This window comes from Amycolatopsis sp. AA4 (genome assembly GCF_002796545.1).
Taxonomy (GTDB): domain Bacteria; phylum Actinomycetota; class Actinomycetes; order Mycobacteriales; family Pseudonocardiaceae; genus Amycolatopsis.
The window spans coordinates 3,466,861-3,492,019 of the sequence record NZ_CP024894.1 but is presented as its reverse complement, the minus strand read 5'-3'; the positions used below and the strand labels follow the sequence as shown (position 1 = coordinate 3,492,019).

The following is a 25,159-nucleotide window of genomic DNA, read 5'->3' as shown; positions in this document are numbered from 1 at the left end:
AGTTCGGCGGCCGCGAAGGAGCCGGAAGCATCCGGAAGGGAGGACACGGGATGGAGGCCTTTCGATCCAGGGCGGGGACGTGATCGCATCCGGCACCCTACTTGAGTATTTTTGATTGGTCTATGCGTTATAGCGCAGATTCGATCATCCAGTCGAGTCCGCCCGCCCTCTAGGATGAGCAGCGACCCGGCCCCGACCAGGAACGAGAGACCCGGCATGACGCCCCAGCAACGCCTGAACGCCCTGCTCGAATTGGTGAGCGAACGGGGCAACGTCACGATCGCGGAGATCGGCGACGCGCTCGGCATCTCCCCCGCGACCGCGCGGCGGGACCTCTCGATCCTCGCCGACCAGCGGCTGATCACCCGCACGCACGGCGGGGCCGCCGCGCTGGGCACCGGCTACGAGCTGCCGCTGCAGTACAAGATCGCCCGGCAGGCCGAGGCCAAGACCGCGATCGCCGCGCGCGCCGCGGACCTCGTGCGACCAGGCGAAACGGTCGGCCTCAACGGCGGGACCACGACCACCGAGGTCGCCCGCGCGCTGGGCAAGAGCGAGCGGTTCGTCCGCAGCGACGGCGAAACCGGGCTGACCGTCGTGACCAACGCGCTCAACATCGCCTACGAGCTGTCCGTGCGCGCGCAGGTCAAAATCGTCGTGACCGGCGGCGTCGCGCGGCGGCAGTCCTACGAACTGGTCGGCTCGCTCGTCTCGGAAGCGCTCTCGGCGTTCGCGCTGGACACGGTCATCCTCGGCGTCGACGGACTGAGCGCGCAATACGGCGCGACCACCCTGCACGAGGGGGAAGCCGAGGTCAGCAGGCACTTCAGCCAGGTCGCGCGGCGCGTGATCGTGGTGGCCGACGCGACGAAGCTGACCAAGGCCACGTTCGCCCGCATCTGCCGGCTCGACGCGATCGACGTCCTGGTCACCGACGCCGAGGTGCCCGCCTCGTTCGCCGCCGACCTCGCCGCGGCCTCCGTGGAGCTGGTCGTCGCCGCGTGAGCGGCCCCGCCACCCATTGCGCATTTATGATTGATTTGCCATCATGCAGATCAATATCACGCAGAGGTGAGGTGGCGACGTGGTGAACCCCCGGGTGCTGCGGGTCGGCGTGGTCGGCGTCGGCCTGCGAGCCGAGATCGCCCGGCACGTGGCGGAATCCGGGGTCGCGGCGGAGATCGTGGCCGCTTCGGACCCCGACGAACACGGCCGGGCGCGAGCACGCGAAATGTTCGGCGACGTCGAGATCGGGTCCGAGCATCACCAGCTCGCGAACCGGGTCGACGCCGCGATCGTGACGTCCCCGGACTGGACGCACGCGGAGATCGCAGTCGACCTGCTCCGGGCCGACGTAGCGGTGTATCTCGAAAAGCCGCTCGCCACCACGCTTCCGGACGCGGACGCCGTACTCGCCGCCGCCCAGGAAACCGGCAGCAAGCTCTACATCGGACACAACTTCCGGCACGCCGCGGTCGTCCGCACGCTCCGCGACGTCGTGACGCGCGGCGAGATCGGCGAAGTGAAAGCCGTGTGGTGCCGCCATTTCGTCGGCAACGGCGGCGACTACTACTTCAAGGACTGGCACGCCGACCGCAGCCGCGTGAATTCCTTGCTGCTGCAGAAAGCCAGCCACGACCTCGACGTCATCCACTACCTCGCCGGCGGTTTCACCCGGCGCGTCACCGCGATGGGCGACCTGGCCGTCTACGGCAAGATCACCGACCGAAGCGGCCAAGGCGACCGTCTCGCCGACGACTGGTTTTCCTTCGACAACTGGCCTCCGGCCGCGCAAACCGGCCTCAACCCGGTCGTCGACGTCGAGGATCTGTCGATGGTCCACATGCGACTCGACAACGGCGTCCTGGCCAGCTACGAACAGTGCCATTTCACGCCCGACTACTGGCGCAACTACACCGTGCTCGGCACCGAAGGCCGCGCGGAGAACTTCGGCGACACCGGCGGCGGCGTGGTGAAAGTGTGGAACCGCCGCCGCAATTGGGCCCGAGACGGCGACCGCGAATACCCGATCGACGGCGTCGAATCCGGCCACGCCGACGCCGATCTCCTGACCATGACTGAATTCCTGCGTTACGTGGTGCACGGCGATCCGCCGGAGCTGTCGCCGATCGCCGCCCGCGAAGCCGTGGCGGCGGGCGCGCTCGCCACGCAATCCCTTCGTTCCGGCTCCGTGCCGGTCGACATCCCTCCCCTGCCCGAAACGGTAGCCGCCCATTTCTCCCCGCCGGAAGGAAACCGCAGATGACTTCCCTCTCCCACTGTCCCCGCTAGCGCAAAGGGAAGGAACGCGAAACCCATGCGCGTGCGCACTCTGACCCGGCGCGGATTTCTCCGCGGCACGGCTGCGCTGGCCCTGGTGCCCGCAGCCGCGGCGTGTGCCGAGGCCCCCGCCGCAACGTCCGGGCCGGTCACCGTCGAAATGTGGCACGGCCAGAGCGACACCGGCCTCAAAGTCCTCAAGCAACTGGTCGCCGCGTTCCAGCGCGAGCACCCCGACATACGGATCGACCTCGGCGGCGGCGTGCTCGCCGACGCCATGCTGCAGAAGGTGACCGCGGCGCTCGCGTCCGGCTCCTACCCGGACATCGCGTACATCTTCGGCTCCGACCTCGCCAGCATCGCCCGCAGCCCGCGCGTGGCCGACATGGGCGACGTCGTGCACGGCCAGTTCTGGAAACCCGCGCTCGAAGCCGTCACCGTCAACGAGCGGGTCCGCGCGGTGCCCGCGATGCTCGACTCGCTCGCCGTCGCCTGCAACAGGAAACTGTTCCAGCAGCACGGCGTTCCGCTGCCGGACGAATCCTGGCGCTGGCAGGATTTCGTGGACACCGCTAGGAAACTGACCGACCGGAACCAAGGCCAGTTCGGCACGGCCTGGCCCGGCGCGGGCGACGAGGACACGGTCTGGCGGATCTGGCCGATGATCTGGGACCTCGGCGGCGCCATCGTCGGCCAGGACGGCCGCAGCATCGGCTTCGCCGACAGCGGCGTGCGTGCGCTCGAGGTGATCCGGAAACTGGCCGCCGACCGCAGTGTCTACATCGACCCGAAACCCGGCTCCGAGCAGATGTACCAGGCCTTCGCCTCGGGCCGGATCGCGATGGTGCCGACCGGTCCGTGGCAGCTGCCCGACATCGCCGACGCGGGACTCGACTACCACATCGTCCCGCTGCCGACGTTCACCGGAAAGCCGATCACGATCTCCGGCCCGGACACCTGGACGGTCTTCGACAACGGCGACCGGCGCCTCGCCGCGGCCAAAACCTTCCTGCGGTGGCTCACCGCGCCGGCCCAGGACGTCGTCTGGGACGTCGGCGCGGGCAGCCTCCCGCTGAGCGCCGAATCGCAGCGGCTTCCGGAGTGGCAGCAGAAAACCCAGGACACCGCCGGGCTTTCGGTCTTCGTCAAGTCGCTCGAGAACTCGCACGTCCGCGCGAACCACCCGGCCTATCCGCAGGTTTCGCAGGCAGTCGCCGCGGCCATCGTCTCCGTGCTGCTCGGGCGCGCGACCCCCGCCGATGCCATGCGCGACTGCGCTTCCGCGGCCAACGCCGCCCTCATCATCCCCCGTTAGGACCCCGCCCATGTCCGTACATCCCGGCCCGATCACCGTCGCTCCGGCCGCCAAGACCCGGCGCCGCCGCGAAACCGCCGCCGCCTGGGCCTACCTGAGCCCCTCGGTCGTCGTCATCATCGGCCTCGGTCTGGTGCCCGTCGTGTGGTCGCTGATCCTGTCGTTCCAGGCCGACGACCTCGTCACCCCGTCCCGGTTCGTCGGCGTCGACAACTACGCGGCGCTCGCGCAGGACCCGCACTTCGGCCAAGCGGTCGGCAACACGCTGCTGTACACGGCGTTATACGTTCCGCTGAGCATCGTCCTCGGCCTCGCGCTGGCGCTCGCGCTGAACCGGCGGGTGCGCTTCATCGGCGCGTACCGGACGTTGATGTTCGTTCCGTTCGTGCTGTCGGCGACCGCGCAGGGCGTGCTGTTCTCGTTCATCCTCGACCCGGAATTCGGCGTCGCCAACTCGCTGCTGCACCGGATCGGCCTGAGCCCGCAAGGGTTTCTGACCGATCCGTCGCAGGCGCTGCTGGTCCTGGTCGCCATCACGCTGTGGAGCGGCACCGGGTTCTGCATGGTCGTCTTCCTGGCCGCGCTGCAGGACGTGCCGCCGTCGCTGATCGAAGCCGCGCGGCTGGACGGCGCCGGCCCGTTCCGCATCCTCCGGCACGTGACCCTGCCCGCGGTGCTGCCGGTGACCACCTTCCTGACCCTGTGGCAGCTGATCCAATCGCTGCAGGTCTTCGACCTGACGTACGTCACCACGAAGGGCGGGCCGCTCGGCTCGACCACGGTGATCGTCTACTTCATCTGGCAGCAGGCCTTCCAGAACTTCACCGCCGGATACGGCGCCGCCGCGGCCTACGTGCTCGCGGTCGTGCTGCTGGCGCTCGGGCTGGGCGTCCGGCTGCTGCGCCGTACCAAGGAGGTCCGATGACCACGCGCACGCACGTCGCGCCGGTTTCCGCGGCTCAGCTGCCCGACGTGCTCCGTCGGCCCCGGCGCTGGCGGCTCCCGTTCAGCCCGTGGCATCTGCTGCTGGCCCCGCTGGCGCTGGTGTTCGCCGCTCCGCTGGTGTGGCTGCTGCTCAGCTCGGTGATGAGCAACGCGGAGATCAACCGGTTCCCGCCGTCGCTGTGGCCGTCCGGGATCGACTTCTCCGGCTACCGGTACGTGCTGGAGAACACGCTGTTCCTGCGCTGGTTCTCGAACTCGCTGATCGTGTCGGTCGTGACCGTGGCGGCCAACCTCGTGTTCGGCTCGCTCGGCGGCTACGCGTTCGCGCGCATGCGGTTCCGCGGTTCGAAGGTGATGCTCGGGCTGATGATGGCGACCATGGCGGTGCCGTTCCAGCTCACCATGATCCCGACGTTCCTGGTGATGAAGAAGCTCGGCCTGATCGACTCGCTCGGCGCGCTGATCGTCCCGTCGCTGGTCACGCCGTTCGCGGTCTTCCTGTTGCGGCAGTTCTTCCTTTCGCTGCCGCGAGAACTGGAGGAGGCGGCCTGGATCGACGGCTGCTCGCGGCTGCGGGTGCTGCTCCGGATCGTGCTCCCGCTGTCGCGGCCCGCGCTGAGCACCGTCGCCGTGCTGACCTTCCTCAGCACGTGGAACGACCTGACCTGGCCGTTGATCGCGATCAACCACGACACCCAGTACACCCTGCAGCTCGGCCTGACCACCTTCCAGGGACAGCACCACACGAACTGGGCGGCGGTGATGGCCGGGAACGTCATCACCGTGGCGCCGGTGCTGCTGGCGTTCCTGGGCGCGCAGAAGACGTTCATCCAGTCCATCACCTCCAGCGGCCTCAAGGGCTGACCGGTCATCAAGAGGAATCACGCATGCCGCACCGCTTCGACCTGCTCGTGCTCGGCGACGTCAACCCCGACGTCGTCCTCGGGCCGCTGACCGGGGACCTCGACTTCCGGCAACGGGAGCACCTCGTCGGCCACGGTTCGCTCACCCTCGGCGGGTCCGCCGCGATCACCGCCGCCGGGGCCGCCCGGCTGGGGCTGGACGTCGCGTTCGCCGGGCGGGTCGGCGACGACGCCGCCGGTCGCTTCGTCCGCGACCTCCTCGACGACCGCGGCGTCGACACCCGGGCGCTCACCGTCGATCCCACGCTGCCGACCCCGCTCACCGCGATCCTGACCCGCGACGGCAGCCGGGCCATCGTCACCAGTTCCGGAGTGCTGGACGCGGTGTCGGCGGCGGACGTCCCCGCCGAGCTGCTCGCGAGCGCCCGGCACGTGCACGCCTCGTCGTACTTCCTGATGCCCAAGCTGGCCGCCGGGCTGCCCGAACTGTTCCGCACCGCGCGGGCGCACGGCGCGACCACGTCGCTGGACACCAACGACGACCCGGCGCGACAGTGGGATCCCAGCGGCATCCAGCTGGTACTTCAGGAGACCGACTTCCTGCTGCCCAACGCCGCCGAAGCCGTTGAGTTGTCCGGGAAATCCAGCCTCCTCGACGCCGCCGCGCATCTCGCCGCACCGGGTCCGACTGTCGTGGTCAAGAACGGGGCCGACGGCGCTCTCGCGCACCACCGCGGCGAAACCATCACGGTTCCCGCGTCCCCGATCACCCCGCTCGACACCGTCGGCGCCGGGGACAGCTTCAACGCCGCGTTTCTCGCCGCGACACTGCGCGGCCTGCCGCTTCGCGACGCGCTGCGGGCCGGGATCGAGGGCGGCGGCCGTTCGACTCTCGCGCGCGGCGGGATCGACGGCCAACCCACTTGGAACGAGCTCAACCTCACTGAAACGGAAAACGCATGACCACCAAGATCACCTTCGTCGGCGCCGGCAGCGTCGTGTTCACCCAGGGCCTGCTCGCGGATCTCTTCGCCTACCCTGAACTGGCCGAGGTGCACGTCGCGCTGCACGACATCGACCCGGAACGCCTGCGCACCGCGCACGCGGCGGCCGGTCGCATCGCCGAATCCCGCGGCGCCAAGCCGGTCCTCACCGCGCACCTCGACCGTCGCGAAGCCCTCGCGGACGCGGACTTCGTCGTCAACATGGTCCAAATCGGAATGGGCGAGGCCACCCGCGTCGACTTCGACATTCCCGCGCGCTTCGGCGTGAAGCAGACCATCGGCGACACGCTCGGCGTCGGCGGGATTTTCCGCGCCCTGCGTACTTTCCCGTTCCTGCGCGCGCTCGGCGAGGACATCGCGCAGGTGTGCCCACAGGCGTGGCTGCTGAACTACACCAACCCGATGGCGATGAACGTGCAGTACCTCTCCGAAACGCTCGGCCCGGACCGGGTGGTCGGCCTGTGCCATTCGGTGTACTGGACGGTGCACGACCTGGCCAAACTGCTGGAGGTGCCGCTGTCGGAGGTCACCTACCACGCCGCGGGCGTCAACCACCAGGCCTGGGTCCTGCGTCTGGAGCACCAGGGCGCCGATCTGTACCCGCGGCTCGCCGAACTCGCCGAGGACCCGCAGCTGCGGCGGCGCGTGCGGTTCGACATGTTCCGGCGGCTCGGCTACTACCCCACCGAAACGAGCGAGCATTCCTCCGAATACGTGCCCTGGTATCTCGGCCACGCCGGCGAAATCGAACGGCTGCGGCTGCCGATCGGCGCGTACCTGGACGTCGTGGCGGAGAACGAGGCCGAATACGAACGTACCCGCCAGGCCGTCGAACGCGACGAACCGCTCCCCGTCGAGGGCACCAACGAATACGCGCCGCAGATCGTCCACAGTGTCGTCACCGGCACGCCGCGGACCGTTTACGGCAACGTGCTCAACCGCGGGCTGATCCCGAATCTGCCCGCGACCGGCGCGGTCGAAGTGCCGTGCCTCGCCGACGCCACCGGCATCCGGCCGACGCGCGTCGACGCGCTTCCGCCGCAGCTGGCCGCGCTCAACCGCACCTACCTGAGCACCACCGAACTGGTGGTGCGCGCGGCGATCGAGGACGATCCCCGGCACATCCGGCACGCCGCGATGACCGATCCCGCGACGGCGGCCGCGCTGCCGGTCGAACGCATCTGGGAACTATGCGACGAAATGGTGCTCGCGCACGGCGACGCGCTCCAGCCCGGATTGCGGAAAACGCTGGGCCGCTAACGAGTCTTGACGGCGCGGCGCGGTGATCCGCTAAACTTCCGGTGCCTGCCGGACGGGCAGGTGCCAGAAGTACGCCCAGCCGGTAATGCGGTTTCGCCCGCGAGCCCGGACCCAGTCGCCAGGATGTCTTCGGCACTTCCGAGGCGGGGCCGTACTCACCATCGCTGGAGTCACCAGATGCCTTCGCTCCCTGGTCGGATTTCTCGCGGAACCGCGGCGGCCGCCCTGCTGATCGGCAGCTCGGCTTGCACGTTCGGAGCCGCGGGCACGGCGGAAAGCGCGCCGCTGCCCGCGCCGCAGAGCCAGGTCGCCCTGCCTGCCCCGCACGCCGGGTTCGACTACCAGATCGGCGGTCCTTACCAGCCGACGGCCGACGTGCAGGTGGTCAGCCGCGACCACAGCGTCCCGGCCGCCGCCGGGGTGTACAACATCTGCTACGTCAACGCTTTCCAGGCCCAGCCCGGCGCCGAAGGCGAATGGGGCGACCTGGTCCTGCGCGACGGCAACGGCGACGTCGTGAAGGATCCCGATTGGAACGAGGCGCTGCTCGACCTGCGCACCGAGGACAAGCGGAACCGGGTCGCGGCCAAGGTCGGCGGGTGGATCGACGACTGCGCGGGCAAGGGTTATCAAGCCGTCGAGCCGGACAACTACGACAGCTTCACCCGGTCCCATGGCCTGCTCAGCGCCCGGAACGCCCAGGACCTCGCGAAGCTGCTTTCCTCGCGCGCGCACGGGAAAGGCCTCGCGATCGGCCAGAAGAACACCTCGGAACTGTCGTCGTCGCGCGCGGACAACGGGCTTGACTTCGCCGTCGCCGAGGAATGCGGCGAGCAGGACAACTGCGCGGAGTACACGAAGTATTTCGGCAACCACGTGATCGTCATCGAATACACCGGCGACGGTTTGCGCAACGCGTGTGCCAAGTGGGGCAGCACTCTCAGCATCGTCCAGCGCGACCGGGACGTGAAGCCGAAGGGCGATCCCGCCTACGTCCGCGAAACCTGCTGAGGCTTCCGCCGTCCTGCCAGCGTCGCCGCGCGGATGCTGGCAGGGTGGCGGAATGGCCGACGAGTACCCGTTCGACAACGCAAGCGCCCCGGCGAGCGACCGGATGGCCGCGCTGGAAGCCAGCTACGACGCGACGACCGTCCAGCACCTGAGCGATCTCGGCGTCGGCGCGGGATGGTCCTGCTGGGAGATCGGCGCCGGCGGCGGATCGATCGCCCGCTGGCTGGCTCAGCAGGTCAGTCCGGCAGGCCACGTGCTGGCCACGGACCTCGACCTGCGGCTGCTCGCCGACCTGCCCGCGCCCGTTTCGGCGGTGCGGCACGACGTCCGCACGGAACCGCTCCCGGACCGGAAATTCGACCTGATCCACGCCCGCCTGGTGCTGATCCACTTCCCGGAACGGGACGACCTGGCGGCGAAACTCGCCGAAGCGCTCGCGCCGGGCGGTTGGCTGGTCCTCGAAGAAATCGAACCGCGCGGGCAAACCGTGCTCGCCGCGCCCGACGAGGCGAGTGCGGCGGTTTTCGGTTCCGTGCAAGGCCGAATCCTGGACCTGCTCGAACGAGCGGGCAGCGACGCGGCATGGGCCGGGCGGCTGCCCGAGGTGCTCGCCGGGGCCGGATTGCGCGACGTCGGCAGCGCGCGGACCACGACGAGGTGGCCGGGCGGCGGGCCGGAAATCCGGTTGCTGGCCGCGAATTCGGTGGAGCTGGCCGACCAGCTGGCCGCGGACGGCGTGCCGCCGGAGGAACTCGAGCAGTTCCGCCGGGTGCTCGCCGATCCGCGGTTCGCCGTCTCGTCCTATCCCCTCGTGTCGGCGTGGGGACGCCGTTAACGACGGCGCGAGATCGCCACCCCGGCGAGGCAGAGCACACCGCCGACGAGGCCGTACGCGGTCGGGGTTTCCGACAGCAGCAGCCAGGACAGCAGCACGGCCACCGCAGGCACGGCGTAAGTCACCATCGTGAGCCGACCCGCGTCCGTGCGGCGCAGCGCGTACGCCCACGCGGTGAAGCCGACGGCGGTGGGGAACACTCCCAAGTAGACGCTGCCGAGCACCGCGCCTGTCGGGGCCCCCTGCAGTTCGCCGATCAGTTGCGGCGTCCACGGCAGCAGAGCCACGGTGCCGACGACGCAGCCGAGCCAGATCGCGGTCAGCCCGTCGACGTGCCGCAACGTGATCTTCTGGACCATGACTCCGGCCGCGTAGAGCACGGCGGCGAGCAAGCACAGCAGGACGCCCGCCCAGTCGTTGCTTCCGGTGGCCCCGGTCGCGATCAGCGCGGCCCCGGCCAGCGCAACGAGCGAGCCGATGACGAGCGAGCGCGAGAAGCCTTCGCCGAGGAACTTCCCGGCCGCGACGGCGACCATCAGCGGCGCGAGGTTCACCAGCAACGCCGCGGTCCCGGCGTCGACGTGCCGCTCCCCCGCGTTGAGGACGACGGTGTACGCGGCCAGCCACAGTACGGCGTATGCCGCGACCAGCAGAAACGCCTTCCGCGACAGCCGCACTCGGACGGCGCCCTTGACGACGGCGAACACGGTGAGCGTCACGGCCGCGACGGCGAGCCGCAGCAGCGCCAGCGGTGCCGGGGACAGCGCGTGCCCAACGCTGCGGATGGCGACGAACGACGACGCCCACAGCACGACTGCCAGCCCCGCGGCGGCCGCGATCTTGCCGAAGTCGGTCTTGCCGGCGGGTTGAACGGTTTCCACGAGATCGGTCACCTGGCCATCGTCGCCTCGCGCGGCTGTACAGCACAAGCGATGAGTTCTGTACCTCCGTTAAGAGCTGCTGTACATTCGCGGCATGCTGGACATTCCCCGGCTCCGCGTGCTGCGCGCAGTCGTCGCCTCCGGGTCGATCCGCGCGAGCGCCGCCGCGCTCGGCTACACACCGTCCGCGGTGAGCCAGCAAATCACCACGCTGCAACGGGAGACCGGGCTGCAGCTGTTCGAACGGTCCGGCCGCGGCATCGAGCCCACCGAGGCCGGACGGACGCTCGCCGCCGAGGCCGAGGCGCTGTTCGAGTCCTTCAGCCGGGTCGAGCAGGTCGTCGCCGAACTGCGCGCCGGACGCGTCGGCCGGCTCTCGATCGGCTACTTCGGCTCGGCCGGTTCGACGTGGCTGGCTCCGACCGTCGCCGCGCTGCGCGCCGAGTTCCCCGGCCTGCGGCTGGACCTGATGCTGACCGAGTTCACGCCGGGCGACCCGGACATCGACATCTTCGTGGAGGAAACCGGGGCCGAGCACCCCGGGTCGGTCGTCGTGCACCGGCTGGCCGAGGACCCGTACCTGGCGGTCGTCCGCCTCGACGACCCGCTCGCCGGGCTGCCGGAGGTGCCGCTGGCCGCGCTCGCCGAACGGCATTGGGTGGACAACGACCTGCGCGAAGGCCCGTGCCGGCAGGTCCTCCTCAACGCCTGCACGCAGGCCGGGTTCTCGCCGAGCTTCGTGGTCGAAACGCACGACTACCGGACCGCGATGTCTTTCGTGGCAACGGGAATCGGGCTGACGGTCGTGCCGGAGCTGGGCATCGGCGAACTCCCGGACGGCCTCACGACCGTCGCGCTGACCTCGCCCGCGCCGGTCCGGCACCTCAGTCTCGCGGTGAAGAAGCCGATCGCGGAGCACCCGGCCGCCCGGCGTGCGGTGGAACTGCTGGAAAACCTGGTGTGCACGGGGAAAACCCGCGTCGGCTGACGTCGGCACGCCCATTCCCGGCGAGGAAACAAGGCCCGCTCCGGTAACGAATGCACCACATTCGCGCCGCGAATGCGCGGCCGCCACCCCGAACGGACCAGTCCGTACCGGGTTCCCGCCGGACGACCGGCGGAAGCCGTGTCACCGGAACGGGTTGATGGCCCGGTGCCAATTTGTACCGCTCTTTCCGCGCCGACCAGGGCGGCTGCCGGATAACCCTCTTCGTTACACCCCGATCGGGTAGGGATGACTCACGCGCAGTCCCCGTTTTCCCGGCCCGCACCCGCCGCTGTCACCCTCCCGAGGAGAGCCGAACCCCCGGGTTGGCGGATTGGCCGGGGCACCCCCGCCGTGCGGGAATGGTGTCACCGTCCGACATCGAAGTCGCCCGGTTTTTCCCCAGGGAAAGGGAAGGGTTCGTTTTCATGGACGTCCGGTACGAGGCTTTTTGCTTCGCCGATCCGCTGTTCTTCGACGAACCGCGGGAAACCCCGGGCGCGGCCGGCGACCTGGCCGCGGGCTTGCCCCAGCCGGGACCCGAATGGACGGTCGAGACCCGCGGGATCTGGCGTTCGCTGCGTCCGGCGGGCCGGAAACTTCCCGCCCAGGGCTGGAAAATCCATGTCTCCGCCGGTCTGGACAACGCCGAGGACGTTCTGGCCCGCGTGCACCGGTACTGCGTGGAGCATCGGGTGGCGTACAAGCACCTGCGCTCGCGCACGATCCTGGTGAGCCGCAATTCGAAATACGCGCCGCGCGAGGGAAGCGGCAAGCTGATCACGATTTACCCGGAGTCCGACGAGCGGCTCTCCCGGATACTGCGCGACCTTTCTTCCGAGCTGGAAGGCGAGCACGGCGCGTATATTCTGAGCGATCTCCGCTACCGCGAAGGCCCGCTTTACGTCCGATATGGCGGATTCGCCGAACAGTGGACCGAACACGCCGGGACCCGGGTGCTGGCAATCCGCCGTCCGGACGGCACCCTCGTGCCCGACCGGCGCGAACCGTCCTTTTCCGTGCCCGACTGGGTGCCGATTCCGGCCTGTTTGGCCGACAGCCTGGCCGCGCGCAAGAACGGCGCGCGATTCCCGTACCGGGTGACCGGTTCCCTGCACTTTTCCAACGGCGGCGGCGTTTATCTGGCCGAACGAGGGGTCGACCAGAAGACCGTCGTGCTGAAGGAGGCACGCCCGCACGCCGGGCTGGACCGGGACGGAGCCGACGCGGTCGCCCGGCTGAACCACGAGCGCGAGGTGCTCGAACGGCTGGCGGACGTTCCGGGGATCCCCCGGGTGTACGAACAGTTCACCGTATGGGAGCACCACTACCTGGCGATGGAGCATCTGCCCGGCATCTCGCTGAGCAGCTGGCTCGCCCGGCACTACCCGCTCACCAGCGGCGCCCGGGGCGAAGGCGATCTCACGGCCTACCGCGACCGCGCGCTGGCCGTGCTGGCGCGGGTCGAACGGATCGTCGCGGACATCCACCGGCACGGGATCGTGTTCGGCGACCTGCACGGGAAGAACATCCTGGTGGACGAGAACGACCAGGTGTCGCTGATCGACTTCGAGCTGGCGGTCGACGCCGATTCGGGCGACCGTCCGGGGCTGGGCGCCCCCGGCTTCCGCGCGCCCGCCGACCGGCACGGGTTCGAGATCGACGAGCACGCACTGGCCGCGCTGCGGCTGTGGGTTTTCCTTCCGCTGGTGCTGCTGCTGGAACTCGCGCCGGGCAAGCTGCGCGGGATCGCGGACTTCGCCGAGCAGCGGTTCGACCTGCCGGACGGGTACGCCGATCGCGTGGTCTCCGTGCTCGCCCCGCGCACCAGCCCGCCCATAGCGCACACTGCGCTCGACGAGTCGCATCCGGACTGGCCGCTGGTCCGCAAGCAGATCGCGGAGGCCATCCTCGCGAGTGCCACCCCGGACCGCGCGGACCGGCTGTTCCCCGGCGACATCGAACAATTCCGCTCCGGCGGCGCGGGGTTCGGCGTCGGAGCCGCGGGCGTGCTGCACTCGCTGCACGTCGCCGGAGCCGGCCGTTATCCGGAATACGAACAGTGGCTGCTCGCCGCGGTGCGCCGGCAACCGCCCGCACGGCCCGGCTTCTTCGACGGCAGCTACGGCATCGCGTACGTGCTGGAGGAATTCGGTTACGCCGAGGAAGCCGACGAACTGCTCGCCGCGGCGCAGTCGCTGGCCGACCAGACCACCGACCACGGCCTGGAAAGCGGACTCGCCGGAATCGGCCTGACCCGCCTGCACTTCGCGACGACCCGCGGCGACAACGAATTCGGCCGCCAAGCGCTGGACGTCGCGGTACGGCTGGCGACCGCCTTCGAAACCGCCGACCCGCCCGGCCGCTTCGCCCGGGCCGGACTGCTCAGCGGCTGGTCCGGACCGGCGCTGCTGTTCCTGCGGCTGTACGAGCACACCGGAGAACCGTCCTGGCTGACCCTGGCCGACCGGGTGCTGGACCGCGACCTGGAGGAATGCGCCCCCGCGTCCGACGGATCGCTCCAGGTCCGCGACGGAACCCTCCGCATGCTGCCGTACGCCGCGGTCGGCAGCGCCGGAATCCTGCTGGTCGCCGAACAGATCGCCCGGCACCTCCCGGACTCCGCGGCGGCCCGCAGCCTGCCCGGACTGCGCGCGGCGTGCCGCGGGGAATTCGTGATCCACCCGGGCTTGCTGTACGGCCGGTGCGGGCTCGCCGCCGCGCTGTCCTTCGCCGAGGAACCGGATCGCGAAGCCATCGACCTGCACCTGGCCCGGCTGTCCTGGCACGGCGTCCCGTACCGCGGCGGGCTGGCCTTCCCGGGCAACCAGCTGCTTCGCCTGTCGACCGACGTCAGCACCGGCAGCGCGGGAGTCCTCCGCACGCTCGCCGCACTACTGGACGGCGCGGAACTGCTGCCCTTCCTGGGCGCCGCACCGTCCCCGCACACCTCCGGCCGATGAGCGCCGGCGGACCCCGAGAGAAGGGAACACCCATGGAACACGTCCTGGAGCTGCAGGCGTTGGAGGCCCCGGAAGCCCTCGAAGGCCAGGGACTGGACCACCACGGCTGCAGCCACTACAGCGCATGGTGCGGCGAAAGCACGCTCAGCCTGCTTCTCTGCTACTGACCGCGCGGGCAGGGCGGGAACGGCGCAGGACAAGTGCGCCGTTCCCGCCCCGTTCATTCTGCACTGACGCCCTGCTGCGGTCTCGGCGGGCGGGCCGAGTATCGCCGGCCACTCGCTGATCACCGGGTCTGCCGACCACCACCGGAGGGAGCGACACGCCCCGACCCGCCGACCATGCCTACTACACGGCCGCTCCCGCCGACCACCGCCTGAGGGAAGCAATACAGCCCGACCGCCGACCGCGCCCGCCACCCCACTGCGGGCACCGCCCGCCGCCCGAGGGCACGACCCCACCCCGACCGCCGACCGCGCTCGCCACACCGCCGCAGACACCACGCTCACCAACCACCGCCCGAGCGAAGCAACACGACCCCGCCGCCAACCACACCTGCCACACCACCGCAAACACCGCCCACCAACCACCGCCCGAGCGAAGCAACACGACCCCGCCGCCAACCACACCTGCCACACCACCGCAAACACCGCCCACCAACCACCGCCCGAGCGAAGCAACACGACCCCACCACCGACCACACCTGCCACACCACCGCAAACACCGCCCACCAACCACCGCCTGAGGGGAGCGACATGGCCCGACCCGCCGACCGGCTGCTGAGGTCGGTCGCCCTCCTCGACCGTCCCCGGCTGGCCGCCGTCGTCGTCACGTCGCTGGTCTCCGCCGCTGCCGGATTGCTGCTGCCCGGCGCCCTCGCCGCGGCGACCGACGCGGTGCTCGGCGGGCGAAGCAGTACCGGTCCGGTGGTGTGGCTGCTGGTCGTGGGCGCCGCGGAGATCGTCGCGGACGCCGTCGGCGTGCTCCTTCCCGCCCGCCTGACCAGCAACGCCAGCGCCTGGCTCCGCCGTCAGGTCACCGACCGGCTGCTCGCGGTGGGCACCAGTTCGCCCTTCGCTCCCGGCGACGCGGTCAGCCGAGTGAGCGGCGATTGCGCGGCCGCCGGCGGCATCGCGGCAGTCGTGGTGCAGCTGATCGCGACCGGCCTCATGTCCTCCGGCGCGGTAGTCCTGCTGGCCCTTCTGGACTGGCGGCTCGCGCTGGTCTTCCTCGGCAGCCTCCCCTTCGCCTTGCTTCTGGCGCGTTCGCACCTGAGGGGCACCGCCAAAGATGTCCTTGCCTACCAACGGGTTTCCGGCGAACTGTCCGCCCGTCTGCTCGACGCCGTGACCGGCCTGCGGACGATCGCCGCGTCCGGCACCGCCGACGCCGAAGCCGCCCGGGTGCTGCGCCCGTTGCCCCGGCTCAACCTGGCCGGCCAAGGCATGTGGCGCACCCAAGCCCGGATGGTGTGGCGAGCCGGTCTCCTGCTCCCGACAGTGGAAATCCTCACCCTCGCCGCCGCCGGATTCGGGGTCCTCGACGGACGCTTGAGCGCCGGGGACGTCCTCGCCGCTCTCGGCTACGTCGCGCTCGGCCTCGGCCTGGTCACGCAAATCCCGTTGCTCACCACGCTTTCCCGCATCCGGTCGGCCGCCCACCGGATCACCGAAGTCCTCGACACCGAGCCTCCGCCGCGCGGCGCCCTCGGTCTGTTGCGAGGAAACGGCACCCTGGAACTCCGCGGCGCGACCGTCCACGGCGCACTCGCCGACGTCAACCTCACCATCCCCGGCGGTTGTTTCGCCGCCGTGGTAGGGAGTTCCGGCTCGGGAAAGTCCACCATGGTCAGTCTGCTGGCAGGTCTCCGCCGCCCCGACGCCGGGCAGGCGCTGCTCGACGGCCGCGACCTCGCCGTGCTGCGTCCGGAGGAGCTTCGAGCCGTGATCGGGTACGCCGCCGCCGAGCCCGCCCTTCTCGGCGCCACGATCGCCGATGCGGTCGCTTATGGCTCGTGGGCCAGCGTCCCGGCGGTCGATGCCGCCTGCCGGACCGCACGGATTCACGACGTACTCGTCCGATTGCCGCAAGGGTACGACACTCCGCTTGCCGAAACCCCGTTGTCCGGCGGGGAAAGTGCCCGGGTCGGTCTCGCGCGTGCCCTCGCGCGGAACCCACGGGTGCTCCTTCTCGACGACGCCACCTCCAGCCTGGACGCCATCACCGAACGCGCCGTGACGGCTGAACTCGGCCGCCGGACTCGGGTCGTCGTGACGCACCGGGCCGCGATGGCCGCACGAGCGGATCTCGTGGTGTGGCTGGCAGCCGGGCAGGTCCGGGCAGTCGGACCGCACGCGCGATTGTGGCAACTGCCGGGGTACCGCGCCGTCTTCACGGAGGAAACGTGAACCCCCGGCACCAACCCACCCGGGGACAACCGACAGCACCCACGACCGTCGGCCGCCGATCTCCGGCAATCGTGACGCACCGAGTCGCGATGGCCGCACAGGCGGATTTGCTGGCATCGCTGACAGCGCGCCAGGTCAGGGCAGCCGCACGCATGAACACCGGGCACCAGCCCGCACGGCGACAACCGACAGCACCCACGACCGTCGGCCGCCGACCTCCGGCAATCGTGACACACCGAGCAGCGACGGCCGCACAAGCGGATTCGTTGGCATGGCTGGCAGCGCGCCAGGCCAGGGCAGCCGCACGCATGAACACCGGGCACCAGCCCGCACGGCGACAAACGACAGCACCCGCGACGCGCCGGGCCGCAGTGGCCGCACGAGCGGATCTGGTGGGGCTGGCAGCGGGCCAAGTCCGGGCGTTCGGGCCGCACACGTGGCAACTGCCGGGACACCGCGCCGCGTTCACGGAGGAAACGTGAACACCCGACACCAACTCACCCGGCGACACACCACCGCACCCGCGACCATGACCGTCGGCCGCCTCTACCGGAACGCTCTCGCCGGGCAATGGCGCGGCGGGCTGGTTCTCCTGGCCTGTTCCGTCCTCGAAGGACTGCCCGCGTTCTTCTCCGGACGGCTCGTCGAACTGGCCGTCAACAGCGGGTTCGCCGCCGGAAAGCCCGGCGTCGGCCTCGGGTGGCTCGGCGTGTTCGGCCTCGCCGCGCTCGCGGGCGCGTTCGGCTCCCGGCTGGTGTGGCGGCAATTGGGCAAGGTCGTCGAGCCCCTGCGCGACGCGCTGGTGACCGCCGTCGTGCGCGGGGTGCTGCATGATCCCGCACCGCCGCGGGGCGGTCCGGACGCGCGCGGCGTCGCGCGGATCACCCAGCACGTCGAGGTCGTGCGCGACGCTACCGGCGGGCTCCTGGTCCAGGCGCGCGGCATGATCGTCACGACCGCGGCGGCGATCGCCGGGCTGGTGAGCGTCGCGGGGCCGCTGACGGTGCCGGTCGTAGTGCCGGTGGTCCTCGCGCTGGCCGGGTTCGCCGCACTGCTCCCCTCCCTCGCGCGGCGGCAACGCGCACTCACGCTCGCCGACGAGGGCACCGCGGCCGCCACCGGCTCGATTTTCGCCGGGATGCGCGACGTCGTCGCCTGTGGAGCCGAACCGGTCGCCGCCCTGACCGCCGACCACGCCGTGGACCGGCAAGCTGAGGCCGCGGTGCGCGTCGCGAGGTCGGCGGCGCTGCGGTCGGTGCTCGTGGCGCTCGGCGGCTTCGTCCCGCTGGTGCTCACGCTCGCCCTGGCGCCGTCGATGGTCGCCCGCGGCGAACTGACCGCCGGGGCCGCGCTGGGCGCACTCGTCTACCTGGCCACCACCTTGCAGCCAGCACTGCGCGGTCTGGCCGCCACCGCGTCGACGGTCGTCCTCCGCTTGCTCGTCGCGCTGCGCCGGCTCGCCGAAACCACCGCCCCGCCCGAACGCCGCCTGGCGACCGAAAGCCCAGCCGGACTCGGGCTCGTCGTGCGCGACCTGACGTTCCGTTGGGGCGCCGCACCGGAACCGGTGGTCCGCGGCCTGAACCTCGACCTGCGCCCGGGCGAGCACCTGGCCGTGGTCGGCCCGAGCGGGATCGGGAAATCGACCCTCGCCGGCCTGCTCACCGGCTTGCTGGAACCGCAGCACGGCGAGGTCCGGCTGGGCGGCGTACGAGCCAGCGAACTGGCCGACAGGCCCCGGCATCTGGTGCTGGTGCCGCAACAGGCCTACCTCTTCGCCGGGACCGTGCGCGAAAACCTGTCGCTGTTCCACCCCGAAGCCTCCGACCGCCGCCTGGCCGCAGCCGCCGAAGCCGTCGGCGCCGCCCCGCTGCTGGCCCGCTTAGGCGGCCTGGACGCGGAACTCGGCCCCGGTGCGGAGGGCCTTTCCGCCGGAGAGGCCCAGCTCCTCGCGCTGGCGAGGGCCTACGCCGCGCCCGCCGGAGTCGTCGTCCTGGACGAGGCGACGTCCACTTTGGACCCTGCCGCGGAGGTCCACGCGGAACGCGCCTTCGCCGCCCGCGGAGGAACCCTGATAGTGATCGCCCACCGCCTGTCGTCCGCGGTCCGGGCGCACCGCGTGCTGCTGATGGACGGACAGGAGACCCTGCTGGGCCGCCACGACGAACTCCTCGCGACGGCACCGCGGTACGCCGAGATGATGCGGGCTTGGCTGCCGGAGCGCTCGCGGCTTGAAGCCAGCTGATCGCTACGTGGAATCGGACCGCCGTGGGGCGCTGCGTTCTGGCCACCGGTGCTCATGACCGTTCGGCTCTTCCGACGGCGGGCCTGCGCGGGCCTCGACGTCGCTGAGTGATTCGGCCCCCGGGAGGATCCCGCCGTTGGGTCGGATTCGACGCGGGGTCGAACAACTCGCTGGAGATGCAGTGCTCTCGATCGCGTTCCCCGAGACGCACGGAACCGAGGCTCAGACCTTGCGCGGCACCGAGGCGATGAGGATCTTGCTTCCGTTGCGGCCGAGGTAGATGTCGACCTTGCTGATCCCGCCGGACGGGCCGGGTTCGGTCCAGCCGAAGGTTTTCTGGTCGTCGGAGACGGTGCGGGTCTGGACGTCGAACAGGGTGCCCGCCTGCCGGAATTCGAAGGTGACCGTGGTGCTGCCCGCCGTCGGGTCGTCGCGGACGAATCCGGTGACGCCGACCGCGCGGTTGTACCAGGTCAGCGTTCCGCCGGTGCGGCCGCCGCTGATGCCGCCGCCGAAGTCGGACGTCGGGTAGCCCGCGGCGTTCGCGGCCCCCGCGCCGCCGAGCGCGACGGCCGCGGACAGGACGAGACCGATGGCGATGCGTTTCACGGCGTTTCCCCCAGGATGGTCGGTTCCGGCGGAATCGTACTTCGCCGATGCTTCCGGCGCGGGATTATGCGTGAACTTCCGGGGTTGGGTCCTGTTTCTCGACAGCCTCGCGGCGAGGTCTGTCCATGGCCGCCTGCCAGCCGCGGCGATCCCGTGCAGTGTCCGGTTAGGACGGTGCTCGTGGTCTCGTTGACAACTGGAGGCCATCTCCATATTTTGACAAGTGGAGATAGTCTCCAGTTATCCGGCGGCGAGGTGCGGCAGTGAAGATCCTGATGTTCGGACGCGGCGTGATCGCGGCGATGTACGGCTGGGCCTTGGAACGGGCAGGCCACGAGGTCGAGTTCTACGTCCGCCCGGGCCGGGCGGCGGAGTACGGGGATTCGGTCGATCTCGACGTCCGCGGCCTGAGGGGACGGCGGATCGTCGAGAACTGGCCGGTGCGTTGCCGCGAGGAGCTGGAGCCGGAGCACGAGTTCGACCTGATTGTGGTGAGCGTCCAGCATTACCGGCTCGCGGAGGCGGCGGCCTTCCTCGCACCGCGCGTCGGGAAGGCCACGGTGCTGGTTTTCGGCAACATCTGGTCCGAGCCGCTGGAGGCGATCGGCGATCTTCCCGTTGACCAGGTCGCTTGGGGCTTCCCGCAGGGCGGCGGCGGTTTCGGCGAGGACGGGGTGCTTCGCGGGATGCTGCTGCCGTTCGCCGTGTTCGGGACCCTCGGCGAGCCGATGACCGAACGCGAGCGGACCGTCCGGCAGGTGTTTCGCGACGCGGGATTCCGGGTCCGAGAGCGACCTGACTTCCGCGGCTGGTTGTGGGTGCATTTCGTCTCGGACGCGGGCCTGCACTCGCAGGGCGTGCGGCTGGGTTCGTTGAGTTCGCTAGCCCGGTCCCGCGACGACTTGCGCGAGGCGCTGCTGGCTGGCCGTGAATTGGTGCCGCTCCTCGCAGCGCGGGGCGTCGACTTGCGGCGGCACCGGGGCGCGTTGCTGCCGTTCCAGGCGCCGACTTGGCTGACCGCTCCGGCGCTCGGCTGGTTGCTGGCTCATTTCCCTCCCGCGCGGGCGAATCTCGAGGCGCACTCCGACCCGGACGCCCGCGAGCCGTGCGAAATCTGCCGAGACGTGCTGGCAGAGGCTCGACGGTTGGGTGTCCGGGTGCCGCGGTTGGAGGCGGCGGAACCGTATTTCGGTTTGGACAGGAAGGAGTGAGCTGCCGGGCGCGGTTCTGTCGGCGGCTGCGGTTCGCTTGGCGGGCAGGGGAAGTTGTTGCCAGCGGTCGCCTGAGCCGGGTTGGTTGCCGAGTCCGCGCGGGATCGGCGGCTCGCTACGCTGGGTGCCCATCGCTCGCGCGACCACGGCCGCTAACACCGGTCACTGAACACTCACGCCAACCGGACTGCTCGCCACGCCGATGCCGAACGGTTCCGAGAGGCGGATCTCGCAGACTGGGTGCTCCTCGCGGAGCAGGCTCAGCACGGTTGGCACGAACGCCCACCTAAGGCCCACGCTCGCTATGGCGAGTGCGCACTCGCAGTGATTTCCAGAGCGGCTACATCGGCTGCCGGAAGCGGGGCGCGACGGGTTATCGGTGTGAGGCACGTTAGCGGCGGTCGTCGTCGGGCGGATCGCTCGACCGGTTGCCACGCCGAGCCGCGGGCATTCGCCAATCCGATACTTCGCCGCCCGCCATGGATTCGCCGCCTGCCATGGAACGTTCGCGCGAATCCGGCCGCCAGGCAGCCCGCCGCCGGACGTTCACCCGAACGCGATACCTGCCACGCCGCTGCTTGCGGGAGACGACTTGGCGCGGGCCGAATTCGGTAGACCGCGGACCGAGGCGGGGATTATGCATGGCTTTGAGCGCCACGCCGCCACGCCGCCACGCCGCCACGCCGCCACGCCGCCACGCCGCCACGCCGCCACGCCGCCACGCCGCCACGCCGCCACGCCGCCACGCCGCCACGCCGCCACGCCGCCACGCCGCCACGCCGCCACGCCGCCACGCCGCCACGCCGCCACGCCGCCACGCCGCCACGCCGCCACGCCGCCACGCCGCCACGCCGCCACGCCGCCACGCCGCCACGCCGCCACGCCGCCACGCCGCCACGAGGGATGGTCACGGGAAACCCGTTGCTGCGCAATGGTTTCATCCGTTCGTGGTCGAGTTTCGGCCATTCCGGCGCGCCGCGCGCCCTCGTCGCAGACCTCCCCGCCGCCTCCCCGCGGCAGCGCGGGAAACCGGGCGCGGGCTCAGACCACTCCGGCCGCGATCAGCTGTTCCCAGATCACCCCCTGGTCCACGACCTCCACGCCGAGTTTCTCGGCCTTCGTGAGTTTGCTCGCGCCGACGTCGGCGCCGGTGATGAGCAGGTCCGTGCTCGCCGAGACGGAGGACGCGGTGGTCGCGCCCGCCGTTTCGCACAGGCGCTGGAAGGTGGGGCGCGGCACCTTCTCCCCCGAGCGCGGGTCGCTGATCGCGCCGGTGACGACTACCGTTTTGCCTTCCAACGGCGCACCCGCGACGACCGCCGGCGGGAGGTCTTCTTCCAAGACGTCCAGGGAGACTCCGCGTTCCCGCAGGCGTTCCAATTCGGGGCGCAGCCGGGTGAGGTGTTCCACCAGCGAGGCGGCGACCTTCGGGCCGATGTCCTCCACCTCCACGAGGCCGTCCACCCCCGCGTCGAGCACTGCTTCCAGAGAGGCGAACCCGGCTCGGCACAGGCGCGCCGCGGTGCCTTCCGACGCCATCGGGATCGCGAGCCCGATCAGTGCCCGGCGCAAGCCGACCTGGCGGCTGGCGTCGATGGACTCGATCATCCGCGTCGCCGAGACCTCGCCGATGCGGTCGAATTCCAGCAGGCGTTCCTTGGTTAGCCGGTAGAAGTCCGACGGGTGCTCCAGGATCCCGGCCTCGGCCAGCCGTTCGATCCACACGCCGCCGATCGCGTCGATGTCCGCGGCGGCCCGGGACGCCCAGTGGATCAGCCGCCGTACGGTCTGCGCGGGGCAGGAAACGTTGGTGCAGAACAGTTCCCGGCTGTTGCCCTGTTCGGTGAGCGGCTGCTCGCACGACGGGCACGTCGACGGGGGCACGATCTCGCGTTCCGCTCCGGTGCGTTTCGACTCGTCGAGCACCCCGGCGACGAACGGGATCACGTCGCCCGCCCGGCGCACCAGCACGGTGTCGCCGATCTTGATGCCGCGGGCGCGGATGACCTCCTGGTTGGCCAGCGTCGCGCGCGTGACCGTGGTCCCTCCCACGAAGACCGGCTCCAGCCACGCGACCGGAGCGATCTTGCCGGTTTTGCCGACGTCCCAGACCACATCGGACAGTACGGTCGTCTTCTCCTCGGCGGCGAACTTGTAGGCCAGCGCCCCGCGCGGCGAACTCGAACGGGTGCCCGCGGCGGCGTACGCGGCACGGTCGGCGAGCCGGAGGACGGCGCCGTCGATGTCGTAGTCCAGGTCGTTGCGCTGCTGCTCGATCGCGGTGATCACGGCCTGCGCGGAGGCGGCGTCGGCGCAGCGGCGCATGTCCGCCGCGGTGAAGCCGAGCGCCAGCAGGCCGCTGCCCAGGTCGGTTTCCGCGCTGCCGGGCTCGGTGTCCAGGTCGAAGGCGAAGAAACGCAGCCGCCGCTCGGCCACCGCGGCCGGGTCTTTCGCGCGCAGGGTGCCCGCCGCCGCGTTGCGGGGGTTGATCAGCGGTTTGTCCGGGTGCGCGGTGTTGTAGGCGGCGAACGTCGAACGCAGCATCACCGCCTCGCCGCGCACCTCGACCCGGCCCGGGGCGCTGACCTGGTGCGGAACGCCGTCGGTCAGCGCGCGCACCAGCATGGTGACGTCGTCGCCGGTGGTCCCGTCGCCCCGGGTGACCGCCCGCGCGAGGCGGCCGTCCTCGTACACCAGGGCCAGCGACAGGCCGTCGAGCTTCGGCATCACGACCACGGCCTGGCCCGGGAACCGGTCGAAGAAGGCCTCGACCTGCTCCGGTTTCGTCGCCTTCTCCAGCGACAGCATCGGCCGCGAATGCCGGATCGGCGCGTGCAGCACCGCCGGACCGCCCACCTGGTCCAGCGGGTTCGGGTCCGGGGCCAGCTCGGGGCTCGCCTCGATCAACCCGCGCAGCTCGTCCTCGATCGCGTCGTACTCCGCGTCCGCGACTGCCGGCGAGCCCCGGTAGTACGCGTCGCGCAACGCCACGATCTGGTCGGCCAGCTCCTGAATACGTTCCCGAACGTCCACGACCCGGAACGCTACCTGGCGCCACCGACAAAACCGGACAGCGACGCCGACGAGGCGGCGGCTCCAGAGCAACCGCGGCGCCCTCCGGGGCGCGACGACCGCTGCTCCGCAGCAACCCGCGAAGGACGGTCAGGAAGCCGGGTCCTCGCCCAGTTCTCTGAGCTCCCGGGCCAGCCGGGCGATCATCGTCCGGCCTTCCTGGACTTGCAGGCGGGGAAATTCGAAGCCGAGGACGCCCGTGCCGGTCACTCCGATACTGCAGCGCAGCGCTTGCGCCACCCCGGGGACCAGCACGGGGTCCGCGACCCAGGCGAGCTGGTCCAGCGTCCACGAGTGCAGCAGCTTCCCCGGTGCGGCCCGGATTATGCCGCCGACGGTGAAGGTGGCCAGGCGGTGCGTCGTGAGCGTCAGGATGATCCGGCCGGGGATGGCGATCGGCGCTTCCGGGGCCTCTGCTTTGCCCCGCCGCGCGGCCAGCGCCATCCCTGCCGCGCCCGCGACCCCGGCGATGCCCGCGGCACCGGCGATCATCGTGTTCCGCACCCCGCCGGGCCGGAAGGCGATCAGCGCGTAGCGGACCCGCTCCCCGGGCACGAGATCGTCGGCGAGCCGGCTCTGGGCTTTTTCCTGCAGGGTCACGTTCCGCGGCCTTCCTCTCCTCGTCAGCATCCGGACGATTTCAGGAGGTCACGCCTGCGGGGGACGGGATTTTCGCCGACAAGCCCCGGTCGCCGGACAGCGGAGACCCGGCGATTTTAAGGAACGCTCGTTCTTGACTGATCGTTCCTCAAAAGGCTACTGTCGTGGCATGGGAAGGCGAAGGGCGTTCGACGAGGACGAGGTGGTGCGGGCCGCCGTGGGGTTGTTCGGCGGGCGGGCCTACGACGGGGTCTCAGTGGACGACCTCGTGACCCACCTCGGGGTGCACCGGAACAGTCTGTACAAGACGTTCGGCAGCAAGCGCGGTCTCTACCTGGCCGCCTTGCGCCGCCACGTCGCCGACGACGTCCAGCCCTTGACCGAAGCGCTCGCCGCGGCGAACGACGCCGAGACCGCGCTGCGGCTCGTCACTTCGGCCGACCTCGGGCTGCTGGTGCTCGCCGCGGTCGAACGGGCACCGTCCGACGAGGAGGTGGGCGCCGAGGTGTCCGCGGCGTTGACCGCGCTCGACCAGGCGATCGCCGACGCGCTCGGCGTCTCCCCCGCTCTGGCCGCCGCTCTCACCGCCGCCGCGTTGGGGCTTCGACTGCGCGGCGACCCCGGCGAGGCGCGCACCGCGCTGACCCACCGTCTCGATCCGCTTGACTGACA

The 25,159-nt window shown here is 70.7% G+C and carries 20 protein-coding genes; 16 read left to right on the top strand and 4 right to left on the bottom strand.

The window, feature by feature from the left end; genetic code table 11:
* Positions 1-216: 216 nt before the first annotated feature.
* From CU254_RS16355 to CU254_RS16315, 9 genes are all read left to right on the top strand, one after another.
* Positions 217-1,005 (top strand): DeoR/GlpR family DNA-binding transcription regulator, encoded by a 789-nt coding sequence (locus tag CU254_RS16355; RefSeq protein WP_009077536.1) that lies wholly within the window; start codon positions 217-219, stop codon positions 1,003-1,005.
* A gap of 79 nt (positions 1,006-1,084) precedes the next feature.
* The gene (locus CU254_RS16350) at positions 1,085-2,266 is read left to right on the top strand and encodes a Gfo/Idh/MocA family protein (protein WP_009077535.1); all 1,182 of its coding nucleotides are present in this window, start codon (positions 1,085-1,087) and stop codon (positions 2,264-2,266) included.
* Positions 2,267-2,317: 51 nt separating this feature from the next.
* Positions 2,318-3,595: an ABC transporter substrate-binding protein gene (locus tag CU254_RS16345; protein ID WP_009077534.1), complete on the top strand. Its 1,278-nt coding sequence runs from the start codon at positions 2,318-2,320 to the stop codon at positions 3,593-3,595.
* 10 nt (positions 3,596-3,605) lie between these two features.
* Positions 3,606-4,520, top strand: coding sequence for a carbohydrate ABC transporter permease (locus CU254_RS16340; protein WP_009077532.1), 915 nt, complete (start codon positions 3,606-3,608; stop codon positions 4,518-4,520).
* Positions 4,517-5,404 (top strand): carbohydrate ABC transporter permease, encoded by an 888-nt coding sequence (locus CU254_RS16335; RefSeq protein WP_009077531.1) that lies wholly within the window; start codon positions 4,517-4,519, stop codon positions 5,402-5,404. The genes CU254_RS16340 and CU254_RS16335 overlap by 4 nt, the downstream gene beginning before the upstream one ends.
* A 23-nt stretch (positions 5,405-5,427) precedes the next feature.
* Positions 5,428-6,366 (top strand): carbohydrate kinase family protein, encoded by a 939-nt coding sequence (locus CU254_RS16330; protein ID WP_037713841.1) that lies wholly within the window; start codon positions 5,428-5,430, stop codon positions 6,364-6,366.
* Complete coding sequence (locus tag CU254_RS16325; RefSeq protein WP_009077527.1) at positions 6,363-7,667, top strand: alpha-glucosidase/alpha-galactosidase; 1,305 nt, start codon at positions 6,363-6,365, stop codon at positions 7,665-7,667. The genes CU254_RS16330 and CU254_RS16325 overlap by 4 nt, the downstream gene beginning before the upstream one ends.
* 177 nt (positions 7,668-7,844) lie before the next feature.
* Positions 7,845-8,678, top strand: coding sequence for an endo alpha-1,4 polygalactosaminidase (locus CU254_RS16320; RefSeq protein WP_009077524.1), 834 nt, complete (start codon positions 7,845-7,847; stop codon positions 8,676-8,678).
* A 52-nt stretch (positions 8,679-8,730) separates the two neighbouring features.
* Entirely contained in the window at positions 8,731-9,513 is a 783-nt protein-coding gene (locus CU254_RS16315) for a class I SAM-dependent methyltransferase (RefSeq protein ID WP_009077522.1), read from the top strand.
* On the opposite strand, the gene CU254_RS16310 is transcribed toward CU254_RS16315, so the two are convergent.
* Positions 9,510-10,406, bottom strand: a complete 897-nt coding sequence (locus tag CU254_RS16310; protein WP_037713839.1) for a DMT family transporter — start codon at positions 10,404-10,406, stop codon at positions 9,510-9,512. The genes CU254_RS16315 and CU254_RS16310 overlap by 4 nt on opposite strands.
* 82 nt (positions 10,407-10,488) lie before the next feature.
* Here CU254_RS16310 and CU254_RS16305 point away from each other — a divergent pair, with 82 nt between their 5' ends.
* The 5 genes from CU254_RS16305 to CU254_RS16285 all read left to right on the top strand — a co-directional run bounded on the left by CU254_RS16305 (position 10,489) and on the right by CU254_RS16285 (position 18,995).
* The gene (locus CU254_RS16305; RefSeq protein WP_037713837.1) at positions 10,489-11,382 is read left to right on the top strand and encodes a LysR family transcriptional regulator; all 894 of its coding nucleotides are present in this window, start codon (positions 10,489-10,491) and stop codon (positions 11,380-11,382) included.
* A 425-nt stretch (positions 11,383-11,807) separates the two neighbouring features.
* Entirely contained in the window at positions 11,808-14,342 is a 2,535-nt protein-coding gene (gene lanKC, locus CU254_RS16300; RefSeq protein WP_037717304.1) for a class III lanthionine synthetase LanKC, read from the top strand.
* A 32-nt stretch (positions 14,343-14,374) separates the two neighbouring features.
* The gene (locus CU254_RS16295; protein ID WP_086024888.1) at positions 14,375-14,509 is read left to right on the top strand and encodes a class III lanthipeptide; all 135 of its coding nucleotides are present in this window, start codon (positions 14,375-14,377) and stop codon (positions 14,507-14,509) included.
* A gap of 588 nt (positions 14,510-15,097) precedes the next feature.
* Positions 15,098-16,750: an ABC transporter ATP-binding protein gene (locus tag CU254_RS16290; protein WP_009077514.1), complete on the top strand. Its 1,653-nt coding sequence runs from the start codon at positions 15,098-15,100 to the stop codon at positions 16,748-16,750.
* 529 nt (positions 16,751-17,279) lie between these two features.
* Complete coding sequence (locus CU254_RS16285) at positions 17,280-18,995, top strand: ABC transporter ATP-binding protein (RefSeq protein ID WP_009077513.1); 1,716 nt, start codon at positions 17,280-17,282, stop codon at positions 18,993-18,995.
* Positions 18,996-19,217: 222 nt separating this feature from the next.
* On the opposite strand, the gene CU254_RS16280 is transcribed toward CU254_RS16285, so the two are convergent.
* Entirely contained in the window at positions 19,218-19,604 is a 387-nt protein-coding gene (locus tag CU254_RS16280) for a hypothetical protein (protein WP_037713835.1), read from the bottom strand.
* Positions 19,605-19,867: 263 nt separating this feature from the next.
* Between CU254_RS16280 and CU254_RS16275 the strand changes: the two genes are divergently transcribed.
* On the top strand, positions 19,868-20,815 hold the full coding sequence (locus tag CU254_RS16275; RefSeq protein WP_009077509.1) for a ketopantoate reductase family protein: 948 nt from the start codon (positions 19,868-19,870) through the stop codon (positions 20,813-20,815).
* Between the two features lie 1,041 nt (positions 20,816-21,856).
* On the opposite strand, the gene ligA is transcribed toward CU254_RS16275, so the two are convergent.
* The gene (gene ligA / locus CU254_RS16270; RefSeq protein ID WP_009077508.1) at positions 21,857-23,848 is read right to left on the bottom strand and encodes an NAD-dependent DNA ligase LigA; all 1,992 of its coding nucleotides are present in this window, start codon (positions 23,846-23,848) and stop codon (positions 21,857-21,859) included.
* A gap of 129 nt (positions 23,849-23,977) precedes the next feature.
* A complete protein-coding gene (locus CU254_RS16265) occupies positions 23,978-24,487 on the bottom strand; it encodes a hypothetical protein (protein ID WP_037713832.1) in 510 nt (169 codons plus the stop codon).
* 169 nt (positions 24,488-24,656) lie between these two features.
* On the opposite strand from CU254_RS16265, the gene CU254_RS16260 reads away from it, so the two are divergent.
* Positions 24,657-25,157 carry a TetR/AcrR family transcriptional regulator gene (locus tag CU254_RS16260; protein WP_037713830.1) on the top strand — a complete coding sequence of 167 codons (501 nt, stop codon included), beginning with the start codon at positions 24,657-24,659 and terminating at the stop codon, positions 25,155-25,157.
* Positions 25,158-25,159 lie beyond the last annotated feature (2 nt).

What these genes read in the sequence shown, in the direction of transcription:
- CU254_RS16315 (WP_009077522.1), top strand. Translation starts at nt 8,731, where the DNA reads ATGGCCGACGAGTACCCGTTCGACAACGCAAGCGCCCCGGCGAGCGAC.
- CU254_RS16260 (WP_037713830.1), top strand. Translation starts at nt 24,657, where the DNA reads ATGGGAAGGCGAAGGGCGTTCGACGAGGACGAGGTGGTGCGGGCCGCC.
- CU254_RS16335 (WP_009077531.1), top strand. Translation starts at nt 4,517, where the DNA reads ATGACCACGCGCACGCACGTCGCGCCGGTTTCCGCGGCTCAGCTGCCC.
- CU254_RS16340 (WP_009077532.1), top strand. Translation starts at nt 3,606, where the DNA reads ATGTCCGTACATCCCGGCCCGATCACCGTCGCTCCGGCCGCCAAGACC.
- CU254_RS16355 (WP_009077536.1), top strand. Translation starts at nt 217, where the DNA reads ATGACGCCCCAGCAACGCCTGAACGCCCTGCTCGAATTGGTGAGCGAA.
- CU254_RS16305 (WP_037713837.1), top strand. Translation starts at nt 10,489, where the DNA reads ATGCTGGACATTCCCCGGCTCCGCGTGCTGCGCGCAGTCGTCGCCTCC.
- CU254_RS16325 (WP_009077527.1), top strand. Translation starts at nt 6,363, where the DNA reads ATGACCACCAAGATCACCTTCGTCGGCGCCGGCAGCGTCGTGTTCACC.
- CU254_RS16330 (WP_037713841.1), top strand. Translation starts at nt 5,428, where the DNA reads ATGCCGCACCGCTTCGACCTGCTCGTGCTCGGCGACGTCAACCCCGAC.
- CU254_RS16285 (WP_009077513.1), top strand. Translation starts at nt 17,280, where the DNA reads ATGACCGTCGGCCGCCTCTACCGGAACGCTCTCGCCGGGCAATGGCGC.
- CU254_RS16295 (WP_086024888.1), top strand. Translation starts at nt 14,375, where the DNA reads ATGGAACACGTCCTGGAGCTGCAGGCGTTGGAGGCCCCGGAAGCCCTC.
- CU254_RS16345 (WP_009077534.1), top strand. Translation starts at nt 2,318, where the DNA reads ATGCGCGTGCGCACTCTGACCCGGCGCGGATTTCTCCGCGGCACGGCT.
- CU254_RS16320 (WP_009077524.1), top strand. Translation starts at nt 7,845, where the DNA reads ATGCCTTCGCTCCCTGGTCGGATTTCTCGCGGAACCGCGGCGGCCGCC.
- CU254_RS16290 (WP_009077514.1), top strand. Translation starts at nt 15,098, where the DNA reads ATGGCCCGACCCGCCGACCGGCTGCTGAGGTCGGTCGCCCTCCTCGAC.
- lanKC (WP_037717304.1), top strand. Translation starts at nt 11,808, where the DNA reads ATGGACGTCCGGTACGAGGCTTTTTGCTTCGCCGATCCGCTGTTCTTC.